This is a genomic window from Labilibaculum euxinicum (assembly GCF_009795715.1).
Taxonomy (GTDB): domain Bacteria; phylum Bacteroidota; class Bacteroidia; order Bacteroidales; family Marinifilaceae; genus Labilibaculum; species Labilibaculum euxinus.
The window spans coordinates 115,909-128,037 of sequence record NZ_WTCR01000006.1 but is presented as its reverse complement, the minus strand read 5'-3'; the positions used below and the strand labels follow the sequence as shown (position 1 = coordinate 128,037).

Annotated in this window: 11 protein-coding genes; 9 read left to right on the top strand and 2 right to left on the bottom strand. The window is 34.3% G+C overall.

What is annotated here, in order from left to right:
• Window positions 1-42: 42 nt before the first annotated feature.
• The 4 genes from GQR60_RS09670 (at window position 43) to GQR60_RS09655 (ending at window position 5,325) form a co-directional block, all read left to right on the top strand.
• Complete coding sequence (locus GQR60_RS09670) at window positions 43-498, top strand: hypothetical protein (RefSeq protein WP_124992725.1); 456 nt, start codon at window positions 43-45, stop codon at window positions 496-498.
• Window positions 499-635: 137 nt separating this feature from the next.
• Window positions 636-3,227: a TonB-dependent receptor gene (locus GQR60_RS09665; protein ID WP_124992724.1), complete on the top strand. Its 2,592-nt coding sequence runs from the start codon at window positions 636-638 to the stop codon at window positions 3,225-3,227.
• A gap of 131 nt (window positions 3,228-3,358) precedes the next feature.
• The gene (locus GQR60_RS09660) at window positions 3,359-4,234 is read left to right on the top strand and encodes a DUF4249 domain-containing protein (RefSeq protein WP_124992723.1); all 876 of its coding nucleotides are present in this window, start codon (window positions 3,359-3,361) and stop codon (window positions 4,232-4,234) included.
• A 104-nt stretch (window positions 4,235-4,338) separates the two neighbouring features.
• Window positions 4,339-5,325: an N-acetylmuramoyl-L-alanine amidase family protein gene (locus GQR60_RS09655; protein WP_124992722.1), complete on the top strand. Its 987-nt coding sequence runs from the start codon at window positions 4,339-4,341 to the stop codon at window positions 5,323-5,325.
• Between the two features lie 139 nt (window positions 5,326-5,464).
• On the opposite strand, the gene GQR60_RS09650 is transcribed toward GQR60_RS09655, so the two are convergent.
• The gene (locus tag GQR60_RS09650; RefSeq protein ID WP_124992721.1) at window positions 5,465-5,938 is read right to left on the bottom strand and encodes an aminoacyl-tRNA deacylase; all 474 of its coding nucleotides are present in this window, start codon (window positions 5,936-5,938) and stop codon (window positions 5,465-5,467) included.
• Window positions 5,939-6,269: 331 nt separating this feature from the next.
• Here GQR60_RS09650 and GQR60_RS09645 point away from each other — a divergent pair, with 331 nt between their 5' ends.
• The 5 genes from GQR60_RS09645 to GQR60_RS09625 all read left to right on the top strand — a co-directional run bounded on the left by GQR60_RS09645 (window position 6,270) and on the right by GQR60_RS09625 (window position 11,312).
• Complete coding sequence (locus GQR60_RS09645) at window positions 6,270-6,668, top strand: BlaI/MecI/CopY family transcriptional regulator (RefSeq protein ID WP_124992720.1); 399 nt, start codon at window positions 6,270-6,272, stop codon at window positions 6,666-6,668.
• Window positions 6,652-9,609: a M56 family metallopeptidase gene (locus GQR60_RS09640; protein WP_124992719.1), complete on the top strand. Its 2,958-nt coding sequence runs from the start codon at window positions 6,652-6,654 to the stop codon at window positions 9,607-9,609. Before GQR60_RS09645 ends, GQR60_RS09640 begins: the two co-directional genes overlap by 17 nt.
• A 230-nt stretch (window positions 9,610-9,839) precedes the next feature.
• Window positions 9,840-10,262: a hypothetical protein gene (locus GQR60_RS09635; protein ID WP_124992718.1), complete on the top strand. Its 423-nt coding sequence runs from the start codon at window positions 9,840-9,842 to the stop codon at window positions 10,260-10,262.
• 100 nt (window positions 10,263-10,362) lie between these two features.
• Complete coding sequence (locus GQR60_RS09630) at window positions 10,363-10,755, top strand: DUF302 domain-containing protein (RefSeq protein ID WP_124992717.1); 393 nt, start codon at window positions 10,363-10,365, stop codon at window positions 10,753-10,755.
• Window positions 10,756-10,808: 53 nt separating this feature from the next.
• A complete protein-coding gene (locus tag GQR60_RS09625; RefSeq protein ID WP_124992716.1) occupies window positions 10,809-11,312 on the top strand; it encodes a hypothetical protein in 504 nt (167 codons plus the stop codon).
• Between the two features lie 2 nt (window positions 11,313-11,314).
• Here the strand turns inward: GQR60_RS09625 and GQR60_RS09620 are convergent, their stop codons facing one another.
• The gene (locus GQR60_RS09620) at window positions 11,315-11,956 is read right to left on the bottom strand and encodes a protein-L-isoaspartate(D-aspartate) O-methyltransferase (RefSeq protein WP_225441381.1); all 642 of its coding nucleotides are present in this window, start codon (window positions 11,954-11,956) and stop codon (window positions 11,315-11,317) included.
• Window positions 11,957-12,129 lie beyond the last annotated feature (173 nt).

Sequence of the window (12,129 nt, the reverse complement as noted above, 5' to 3'; positions counted from 1 at the left end):
AAAAACATAAATTAGCATATTAATAATTATTAAAATAGAAAAATGAAGAAGTTTTTATTTATTGCGGTTATCGCATTTGGATTTGTATTCGAATCACAGGCTCAGACAGTGCAATACAAAGTTATTACATCGGTAGAATCAATTGTTCCTATGGGAATTGGGCGTTCCCGGTTAATTGAAGAAAAAGACGCTATTGATGCAGAAGCGTTTACAACAGAAAGAACCGATGGTAAAAAAAGCAAACAAGGTGATGTAAAACGTTCCGATGCCAAAGTGTCTAAATTTGCCGAAACAAAATTATTAAATTTCTATAGTGTTGCCGGTATCAATTTCCAAAACATTGCTTCAAACGATGCACTAACATCATCGAAAATAAACAAGCTTAGTGCAGAAGGTTGGGAACTTGCTTTTGTAACCAGTGGTGTTGAGAGTGACAGCGGTAAAGGAGATGGAAAAGGAATTTATATTACCAGATATATTTTTAAGAAAGTAAATTAATTTTCAACAATAAATTTACCAACTGCTCCTTTCAGGAGTTATTTCAAATTAAAAAAGGAAGCCTTCGGGCTTCCCTTTGTCGTTTATAATAACATATTGTAAATTTGACAAATATTCATTTTGAACCAACACTCTTCATGAGAAAATTATTAATTCTATTTTCTTTCCTTCTTCTCTCCTCATCAGTATTCTGTCAGGAGCATTTAATGTCTAAACAATTAGAGTTTCCAAACGTTGCCTATCCTCTCCACGAATTATTGAACGAAATAAGTAAACAAACCGGTGCTGAATTTAGTTATACAAGCGAACTAAATACAAATCAATACATTGAACTTCCCGCCTTAACAGGAAGTCTTAAATACTTCCTGAACGAAATTATTGATGCAAAAGCATTTAAAATTATCACCCGCGAGAATAAAATCTTTTTAATTGGCATTCCTCCATCAGAACGAAAATACAGCATCAGCGGATTCATAACCGATTCCGAAACAGGCGAATCTCTTATCAACGCAAGTGTTGTTAATGTAGAAAATTACACAGGTACAATTAGCAACAACTTTGGCTTTTATAGCTTTTCACTCAATCAAAAAGTCTACAAACTACAAATCTCCTATGTTGGCTATCAAGATGCTGTCATTAGCATATTCCCCAAACAAGACACCAGTATTAACATAGCCTTAGAGCCCAAAACCATTCTTAATGAAATAAAAGTTGTTGCTGATAAAAAAGGCAATAACATTAATCATCAATTTGTAAGCAGTAATACGATAAATTCTGATAAATTCTGTAATTCAGGAATTTTAGGCGAAAATGATTTGTTTCAGAATTTAATCCAATTTCCTGGTGTTCAGTCCACGAATGAAGGTCTTGGAGGGTTTATCGTACGAAACGGTTCACCTGCTCAGAATTTAATTCTTCTTGATGATGTTCCTGTTTACTATTCCTCACATTTGTTCGGATTATTTTCCGTTTTCAATCCTGATGCCATAAACCATGTAAAACTGATAAAAGGAGGTTTCCCCGCACATTACGGCGGTCGTGTTTCTTCCGTACTCGATATTCGCATGAAAGACGGGAATTCGAAAAAATTGGGTGGCGATTTTAGTATCGGACTTTTAACGGCCAAATTTAACCTTCATGGTCCAATTAAAAAGGACAAAACAACATTCAATCTTTCGGTTCGGCGATCCTATCTCGATTTACTATTAAAAGGCATTTTAGCACTAGCAGACAGCGATGTGACCGGCGGCTACTACTATGGTGATTTAAATTTTAAGCTTACACATAAATTCTCTCAACGCGATAAGATTTTCTTCAGCACCTATTGGGGCGGCGATTTAATTAATTTAAAAAATACGGAACAGGTAACAACCACATCAAAAGAGAAAACCGAAAATAAAGTTGGATGGGGTAATTTCACAAATTCTCTTCGCTGGAACCATATATACAGCAACCACCTTTTCGGAAATACTTCTTTGATACTAAGCAGATATACCTTTTTAGTTAAGGATAAGAAATCTGTGCAAAATGAAGGCGAAAGTTTTAAAGAAAACTACAATTATCAATTTAGATCAGGCATTCGTGATTTTACACTTAAATCGGAATTCGATTGGATTCCCGACTCGAAACATTATCTGAAATTTGGAATGGAAAGCTCACTGCATCACACCAAACCAGGCAGCGAACTGTACCGAAACAGCAATCAAAACGAACAAAACACATACAACGATCAAATTATAAGCTCAAAAGAATTAATTCTGTTTGGTGAATGTCAAATTCAGTTCGGAAAAAAATTCCTTGTAAATATGGGATCACGATGGAGTAGTTTTATTGTAGAAGGAACCTACTACTCAACCGTAGAACCGAGGTTTAGTGCTCAATATTATCTGCATCCCAAATGGACTGTAACAGGAAGCTTTTCGCAGATGACTCAATACCTCCATCTGGTTACAACCAGTTCACTTAGTCTGCCAACCGATCTTTGGCTGCCCGTAACAAGTAAAATTAAACCTATCGATTCCTTTCAATATACCGGAGGAACCAATTATTCTTTCTCTAAATCAGTAAAATTAACCGCTGAATATTACCACAAATTATCCCGTAATGTTTTAGAATTCAGCGATGCATATTTTTTTCAGAATGTGAGTGCCGACTGGGAAAACATTGTAGAAGCTGGAAAATCGTGGAGCAATGGTTTAGAGCTTAATCTGAGCAAAACCAATGGTAAAACTACGGGAAATATGGCGTACACATTTTCCAAATCGTTTGTGAAATATCCGGAGATAAATGGTGGTAAAACATTTGCTTCCCCTTACGATCGCCGTCACGATTTCTCAGTCTTACTAAATCAAAAATTAAGCAAGAAAATCGATTTTTCCGTTGCCTGGGTTTATGGAAGCGGTTTGCCTGCAACACTTTCTTCAACAAATATAAGTTCGGTTTCACCCTATTATCCTGGAAAAATTTCCTCAACGCCTATTTTTTCACATAGAAATGGGTTTAGATTACCGAATTATCATAGAATGGATTTCTCAATCAATTTTAGAAAATTCAAGAAACATGGAATAAGAACATGGAATATAAGTATTAATAATGTGTACAACAGGAAAAATGCCAACTACGTTTCCATAAGCGAAACTCAAAACGAATTTGGCGCCACCAGTTACAGCTTAAAGCAAATTAGTCTGTTCGCTTTTCTGCCAAGTGTAAGTTATTCCTATAAATTTTAAGAAAAACTATTATGACAGGTCCACAACAAGGATATTTTGACGCATAGGGAGATGATTATTCCAGCATGGTAAGTTCTCCCGAAACAAGTTCGGGACAAGCTATATGACAATTAAAAACAAATTATGATTATATGAAATATCAATTGCTTTTTCTCAATATTTGCCTGCTGTTTTTTCATTTTTCCTGCGAGGAAGAGCTGCAGGTTCCCATTCCCGAAGAAGAACCGAAATTGGTTATCAATTCGCTGCTTGGGGTGGATAGTTTACTCCGCGTTCACGTAAGTAAAAGTTCAGTTTTTCAGGAGCAGTCCGCCAACACGTTTTTATCCAATGCCAACATCATCATAAAAGAGAACAATCAGTTGTTAGGGAAAATGAATCATGAAAACGATGGATGGTACTCCTTAAACTCATATACAATAAAAGCTGGTAATTCCTACCAAGTTGAAGTTTCGTACCCTGATTTAGGAACGGCTGAATCTGAAACCAAAACATTACAAAAAGTTGCCATAACAAATCTTTCCTATCAGATTAAGGAAGAAAACAAACTGGAATTTACCTTTCAATTTGACGATGAAGCATTGCAGGAAAACTACTACATGATTTTGCTAAAAGCATACAATGGAACTTCTTTCTCAGATATAGATTTTTATAGCGATAACATTATTTTCAATGGCAATCTATCCGAGAAATCAATTGGAATACAGCAAAATATGCTTCGTGGAAGCCACACATTCTCAGATGAAAATATTGACGGAGAAACCAACAGCATTTCAATATACACTTTCAATGAATTATTTAATGATTCGGAAGTAAATCAGGAATATAAATTGGAATTGTACCACATTACATCCGATTACTTCAAGTATGAACGATCATTAACTGCTTATTACAATCGTGATGACTCACCTTTTTACAAGAAGGTAAATCTTCATTCCAATGTTAGTTGTGGCTATGGAATTTTCACTTCTTATGCTATTGATTCAAAAATAATTACTATTCAGTAAATAACAAGTCCATTCAGCTCTGATCAATGACAAATAACTATTTTAACAGCCATATTTACTGAAAAAACACGTATTTTTATTTTTTCACAAAAATACCTCTAAAAATGATTCGTTATATCCTTATCCTTTTTACTGTTTTTCTTTTAAGTATTGCTTCTTCATTCGCTCAGGAAAACGACGAATGGAGTACCGCGAAAAATGGTGAAGGCTTTAACTCTTTTCTGCTGCGAAACCACATATCTCCTATTAACGATTTAGAAAAATTTAAGGATTTAAATCAAGGACGATTTACCAAAAATGGTGATTTAATTGCCGGTAAAAAATATAAACTACCGCTTCTTTATTCAACACATTTAGCTTCCCTATTAGGCGAAGATCATCAGAATGTAAAACAGGTTGATAATTCATTGAGTGGAGCTGTTCTTTATTTAGTGGCCGGACATGGAGGTCCTGATCCGGGCGCAGTAGGCTCAATTTCGGGCCACAAAATTACAGAAGACGAATATGCATATGATATTGTACTAAGAATGGGTGAAGAGCTTCTGTCGCATGGAGCCAAAGTGCATTTCATCATTCAGGATCCGAATGATGGTATTAGAGATGCAGCTTACCTAAAACCCGATAAAGATGAACGTTGCTATCCATCACAAACAATACCCAGAAAACATACACCACGATTAAAACAAAGAGCCGCAGCCATCAATTTATTAGCGCGAAATGAAAGTAAATCGGCTTACCAACGATTAATTATCCTCCATCTTGACTCCAGAAGTAAAGGAAACAGCACTGATGTGTATTTTTATCATCATGCAGTAAGCAGCAAAGGAAAAGATTTAGCCCTTACTTTACAGCAAAAAATGAAAGATAAGTATGACGAATTTCAACCTAACCGGGGGTATGAAGGAACCGTTGGTACAAGAAGATTATACATGCTGCAAACAACAACTCCGCCTTCGGTATTTATTGAATTAGGCAATATCAATAATTACAACGATCAAATGCGATTTATAAAAGCAGAAAACCGACAAGCCTTAGCTATGTGGTTGTGTGAAGGAATACAAGAGAACTATCTTAAATTAAAAATGAAGTAAGAACAGAAAAAGAATCAATTATTTGTTTCATCTGTTTTTAATTTTATTGTTACGATCAGATGGAACTTACCATTTGTAACTAATCATGCTTGTTTGTATACTGATGATAATTTACTCATGGGCGTTTCATTTTACTTAATTACGCATAACTCTTATGTGTAAACTTTAAGGTAATAGGTTCAACTAAATTATGAAAATCTTCATATGAAAGCATAAGAAGCTCTGTATGAGTTCCTGCATTAAACACGATATCATCGTCTTCAACTAAACTTTCAGCCACATAAACCTCCAAATTGTATAAATTACCAAATGGCGGCATAGCTCCCACTTCACATTGTGGAAATATATTTTTAAAATCTTGCTCATGCGCCAGCTCTACTTTTTTACAACCCAGCATTTGTTTTAATAAATCAAAGTCAATCAAATAAGATGCAGGCAGTACAGCCATACACATCCTTCCATCTACCTTAATCATTACTGTTTTTGCAAGCATTTTACCCGGAATATGGGCCGATGCTGCAATTTGCTGGGCGGTGTAGGCTGATGAATGCCGAATCGTTACATATTTAATATGTCGCTCTTCTAAAAACTCTTTTAATTTACGAATAGGCATAATCTTTGGATCTAACGGTTAAAAATGTACACTCTGCAGAAAGGTATTTATAACCTTTAATTGGCAATGCCAATTGGGTTTTGATTTTCGGTTCTTACTTCCACCCTACATATTTAAGAATAATACGGGGTACTATTCAATTTACAAAAAAAAAAGCGGTAAGTAAAGATATATAGCATTCTGATTAAGTATTTATAATCATTTTTCATTGCTGTTTCTGGTTTCAAACTGCTGAACTACGAAAAATATCGTACTAAAATTTTGTAATACGATAAGTTTCGTATATCTTTATCTACGAAATTAATCGTATAATGGAAATCACCACAATAATATGCCACAGAAGATTAAGCCAACCGAAGCAGAATTAGAAATATTACAAGTTCTATGGACCTATGGGCCATCGAATGTCCGGTTTGTAAATGACAAATTGAAATCAGAAAGAAATGTAGGTTACACTACAACTCTTAAGGTAATGCAAATAATGACTGAGAAAGGGATCCTTGAACGCGATGTGAATTCAAGAACTCATATTTACAAGGCTGTTGTAGAAGAAAAAGAAACTAAGAATCAGTTAATCGATAAATTTATATCCACTCTTTTTGGTGGATCTACTTCTGGAATGGTTCTGCAGGCTTTGGGCAATCAAAAATGCTCAACGAAAGAATTAAATGAAATAAAAAAATTAATTGATAACATCGAAAATCCGGATCAAAATGGAACTGATAAATAATTTCGATTTATACGAATTGAGTCATGCTATTGGCTGGACTTTAATTCATTCTGTATGGCAGACAGCAGTAATTGGGGGTATTATTTGGTTGATATTTCGATTTATCTCAAAAGACAATGCAAGAATTCGATATGCTTTGTCGGGCTTAGGACTCATACTAATTTGTGCTGCATCAGCAATTACATTCTGCCGGTACATACCATCAAATACCAGTACCACTTTACATGATTTTACAGCTCTACCGGGAACTTCAGGCATCATTTCGCATGAAGAATCATTTTTTGCCAAACTGTGGATGCAAATCCAAATTCAATTGGAAAACTCATTCCCTTATTTGGTTCAAATCTGGATGATTGGAATGCTCTTTCTCTCTATTAATCTTATTTTAAAGTACATTCATACCTTAAAACTAAAAAAGCACTTAACTTATCCTTTGCGATCTAACTATAAGTCGATTGCTGATAGATTAGTAAAAAAATACAATCTCAAACAAAACATTTTATTTAAGGAATCGGGTCTGCTCGAAATCCCTTCTGTAATTGGATACTTTAAACCAATTGTTCTAATTCCGGTTTCCATGCTAAGTGGAATTCCCGAAAATCAATTGGAAATTATCATAGCACATGAATTGGCACATATTCGCAGACACGATTATCTGCTGCAATTCATTCAAGGAATTATTGAATTGATATTCTTTTATCATCCTGTAGTTTGGTGGCTATCTTCTGTGGTAAATGCCGAAAGAGAGCACATTTGTGACGATCTGGCGGTTAAGGTTTGTGGTGAATCCTTAACTCTTATTAAAGCATTAAATAATATGGAAGCAATCAGAAAAAAACAGTATGAATTGGTTTTGGGTTTTTCCGGTAAAAAGGGAAAAGTATTGAATCGGATTAAACGTATTCTTAGACCTAAAGCCTCAACCAATCCCAGAAGAGAACGATTTATGCTTAGCGGCGTATTTACGCTCCTATTTGCCGGCTTGTTCTTAATTTCGAATTTTGCGATTTCAGAGAATACAGATTCTCAAAAAGCCTTTTTTTCGAAAATAAACATTCTTGACAAAACTGCGAATCAATCTGAGAAGTCCATTCAGAATGAAGAACTTCCGCTTGATCAAAGCAAAGCGAAATCAGATCAAAAAAAGAAGAAAAAAGAAGACAAGAACCAAACGAAAGTTATTGCTAGTGAGACTGAACTTGAAGAAGTTACTGAAGTAGAAGAAATGGAACTATCGAAAATACCTGCGATGCCTGCGATGCCAACTATGCCTCCACTACCTCCAGCTGTAGATATGCCTTTTAATTCTTTTGATGCTCCTGAATTTAGTTTCCCAAAAGATTCTGTAAAATCAGACAAATGGGTGAAAATGAAGGCTGACAAAATCATAAAAGAGCAGTTGGAAGCAATGAAGTCGGCAGAAAGAGAAATGAAGAACATGAAAGTTGACCTTGATGTTGACCAAATGCGCAAAGAGCTTCAGGAAGGATTAAAAGATCTTGATTTTAATACCGTTGAATTCCAAAATGAAATGAAACAACAGCGAATTGAAATCGACAGGCAATTAAAAGAATTATCCGATGGAAATTTCGTCAGGGAACAAGAATTACAAAAAAAGGAACTTGAAAATCGCTTGAAAGAAATTGAAGAAAACTCAGAACTAAATAAAAAGGAAAAAGAACAACTTAAATCAGAGCTTAAAGAAACAGTTGAACGAATGAATTCAAAGGAGTTTCAATATCAACTTAAAAAACAGCTTAAAGACGCTAAAGAATCTCTGGAACAACATAAAGCGGAATTCGAATCAGGAGAATTTGAAAACAGACTAAAAAAACAACGTGAGAACATTGAACAAGAATTGAAAAAAATTGAATCTCCTGAGTATCAAGAAAAAATAAATCAGCAAATTAAAGAAAGCAAGACAAGAATTCAGGAAGATATTAAGAGAGTCAATTCTGATGAATATCGCAAAGAATTGGAAGAATCTATAAAAAAGAATCCAACAACTACTCGTAGCTTTGACGAACCTAAAATAATTGTAAGAGGTTTTCATCAAGGTTTGCCAACCCCTTTAGGTAATGTTAAAACAGGTTATAGAATACCCACTCAAAAAGGAACTTTATTTAATTCTATTACACCAAAAGACCCTAGTAAACAACCGATTATAATTTTAGATGGTGAAAAAATAACTCGCACTCAAATGGATCAAATTTCACCAAACGAAATTGCTTCCATAAGTGTTCTAAAAGATGCTTCGGCAATTAAATTGTATGGTAAAAAAGCCGAAAACGGAGTAATTCTAATTACCAGTAAATCAAATAATCAAAAAAATACTTCTGCTGTTAAGCTTAATTTAGGAGATACAATCAATCCTCCTTTATTCATTCTTGATGGGAACAAAATTTCTTTAAAAGCAACCAAAAGAGTTCATCCCGATGACATTAAAAGTATTAACATATTAAAAGACAAAGAAGCTGTAAAAAAATATGGAGAAAGTGCTATAAACGGGGCTGTTGAAATCAATTCCAAAAGTTTAAAATTTAAAGATCCTATCAAAATTGATAATGCCATATATGTAGTTGATGGGAAAAAACTTTCCAAAAAAGAATCAGAAAAAATTAAGCCCGACGATATTGAAAGTATTAATGTACTAAAAGGTAAACCAGCAATAGAAAAATACGGAAAAAAAGGGAAAAATGGTGTTGTTGAAATCACCAGCAAAGCGAATAACAAGCAAACTGTAAAAATGAAGTTAGGTTCAATAAAAAACCCACCACTTTTTATTGTTGATGGAAAAATAAGATCAGCAAAAAAAGTTGAAGAAATAAATCCTAATGATATTGAAAGCATTGATGTGCTGAAAGGTGAGCATGCCATTGAAAAATACGGTGAAGAAGCTAAAAATGGTGTTGTAATAATTACAAGTAAAGTGAAAAATTAATAATAAAACGAATAATTATAAAATAACTATAAAAGACTGCATTTCACAAATGTGGTCTTTTACCTTTAACACGATAAAGTTTTAAAATCAGGCATTTGCAGACAAAATATCAAATTCGTATATTAACTGAAAACCATGTAATTATAAATACTCAGCCGATGCTTTTTTTACTTGTTATATTCATTTCATATGTTTTGGTGTGGGTCACCTCACGCTTCAGCAAATACCTCATGAAATTTTCTAAAAATGATCGTTTGCGTTTTGCTTATGGAATCGGCTTCATTACTGTTGGTGGAATGCACATAATTGTTCCAAATATTTTTGAGCATATATTCGCTGCTATTTCCAACTCAACTTACGAAATAATTAATATTTTAGGATTTGTTCTGATTATTTGTGGTGTTGGTCTTTTGATCAGAAGAGTTCATAAAGAAGCAGCAATACTTCTTATTATATTGATGATTATTTTCATTCCTCTAAGTATAATTATGCTTACCCGTTATGTTCCGGGTCCATTAGGTTTAGAGTACGAACCAGTATTGGGATATTTAAGGATTCTCGCCTTCACACTCTTAATTTGGTTTTTAATTAAAGCGTGTGAACTCTCGCCAAGAAGAAAATACAACAAAACAAAATACGACCAGAATATCTAGTTATCGTTTTTATTTTTTACAGTTCACGCATTTTTTCATATCTTGATTGTTGCCTAAAAATAATATAGTGCTACTAATTTATACCTAAAAAAATAAAACGATGAGCTATTTTATCCGTTTAAGTACGCATTTTAAATTTGACGATGCCATTGACCGTGTGACCAGAGCTCTTCAAACCGAAGGATTCGGCATATTAACTGATATTGATGTGAAAGCTACTTTAAAAGAAAAACTGGATGTCAATTTCAAAAAATACAGGATCCTAGGTGCCTGTAACCCATCTTTTGCCTACAAAGCTTTTCAGGTAGAAGATCAAATCGGCATAATGATGCCTTGTAATGTAACTGTTATTGAACAAGATAATGGTCATGTAGATATTTCAATTATGGATCCAACAGCGGCTTTTAATGTAATTGAAAATGAAGCATTACAACCTTTTGCACGGGAACTAAAAAGCAGACTGGAACGATGTTTAACTTATCTTGAAGAATAAACTCCAAATGAATTTTTGACTTTATTATTTGTTTCACTTTCAAAAATTTCCTCATGAAACGCTTGTTTTTTCTCATTTTTATTCTTTCGCATTTAACCTCCTTTTCGCAAAATACAAATACAGAAAATACTATTTCTCCGCATCGTTTATTCGATTTTTGGGTGGGAGAATGGGATGTGTTCACCAATGACGAACTTGTAGGTCACAACACCATTAGTTTGCTGCAAAACGGTAACTTGCTTCAGGAAAACTGGGTGTCGGAAAAAGAAAGTTTTACGGGTACGAGCTATAGTTTTTACAATGATAAGATTGATAAATGGCAGCAAATTTGGATTGATAAAAATGGAAACAATCTATTATTAAAAGGAAATTTTGAAAATGGAAAAATGGTATTGTTAAGCGGTACCGACTCCAATATGGGAGAAGATCAATCTCTTCATCGAATTAGCTGGATATTATTGCCAAACGGCGATGTAAAGCAGATTTGGGAATCAACAATTGACGAAGGTAAAATTTGGAGTATTCAATTTGAAGGGGTTTATAAAAAGAAGAAATAAACTTAATAAAATTTCCCTTTTTCATCAACCATGGGAACAAATCGAACAGGTAAATCAATCTGTTTGCTTATTTTCCCATTTTCTTTTTTTAGAAGAACCAACTTCTTCACATTCTTCTTACCCACAGGAATTACCAATCGGCCTCCTTCTCCCAGTTGAGCAATTAAAGCTTCAGGAACTGCTGTAGGTGAACAAGTCACAATAATTCCATCGAATGGAGCTTTATCAGCCAACCCCTGATAACCATCTCCATAAAAAGTCTTTACATTTTCATATTTTAAAGAATCCAGAACAAAAGAAGCTCTTTTCTGCAGGGATTCAACAATTTCTATGGAATAAACTTCAGCACATATCTCTCCCAATATAGCCGCCTGATACCCGGAACCTGTACCAATTTCCAAAACCCGGCTTTTCGAACTCAATTCGAGCAGTTGAGTCATATACGCAACAATATAAGGTTGTGAAATGGTTTGTCCTTCCCCGATAGGCAAAGGACGATCCTGATACGCGAAACGCTTTAAACTTGCCGGAACGAATAAATGCCTTTCCACTTTTTCCATCGCGCGGATAACAAGAGCGTCATTCACACCTCTTTTAATTATCTGCTCGATGACCATGTTTACCCGAAGTTTCTCAAATTCCATCTTTTGCCGATTAGCAACTTCACTATATCTTCCTAGTGAAACAATCAATAGTATAACAAGGCTGAAGGTTTTCATGATTCAAATTCCTTATTTAGTTAAAGTTACGACATTAGAGCTAAAAATGAGAAATAAAATACCTTGTAATCCCTTGCTTAAACAGTAAATAAATAAAA

Excerpts from the sequence above, each read along its gene's own strand:
- GQR60_RS09670 (WP_124992725.1), top strand. The coding sequence starts at position 43 with ATGAAGAAGTTTTTATTTATTGCGGTTATCGCATTTGGATTTGTATTC.
- GQR60_RS09665 (WP_124992724.1), top strand. The coding sequence starts at position 636 with ATGAGAAAATTATTAATTCTATTTTCTTTCCTTCTTCTCTCCTCATCA.
- GQR60_RS09660 (WP_124992723.1), top strand. The coding sequence starts at position 3,359 with ATGAAATATCAATTGCTTTTTCTCAATATTTGCCTGCTGTTTTTTCAT.
- GQR60_RS09655 (WP_124992722.1), top strand. The coding sequence starts at position 4,339 with ATGATTCGTTATATCCTTATCCTTTTTACTGTTTTTCTTTTAAGTATT.
- GQR60_RS09650 (WP_124992721.1), bottom strand. The coding sequence starts at position 5,938 with ATGCCTATTCGTAAATTAAAAGAGTTTTTAGAAGAGCGACATATTAAA.
- GQR60_RS09645 (WP_124992720.1), top strand. The coding sequence starts at position 6,270 with ATGCCACAGAAGATTAAGCCAACCGAAGCAGAATTAGAAATATTACAA.
- GQR60_RS09640 (WP_124992719.1), top strand. The coding sequence starts at position 6,652 with ATGGAACTGATAAATAATTTCGATTTATACGAATTGAGTCATGCTATT.
- GQR60_RS09635 (WP_124992718.1), top strand. The coding sequence starts at position 9,840 with ATGAAATTTTCTAAAAATGATCGTTTGCGTTTTGCTTATGGAATCGGC.
- GQR60_RS09630 (WP_124992717.1), top strand. The coding sequence starts at position 10,363 with ATGAGCTATTTTATCCGTTTAAGTACGCATTTTAAATTTGACGATGCC.
- GQR60_RS09625 (WP_124992716.1), top strand. The coding sequence starts at position 10,809 with ATGAAACGCTTGTTTTTTCTCATTTTTATTCTTTCGCATTTAACCTCC.
- GQR60_RS09620 (WP_225441381.1), bottom strand. The coding sequence starts at position 11,956 with ATGGAATTTGAGAAACTTCGGGTAAACATGGTCATCGAGCAGATAATT.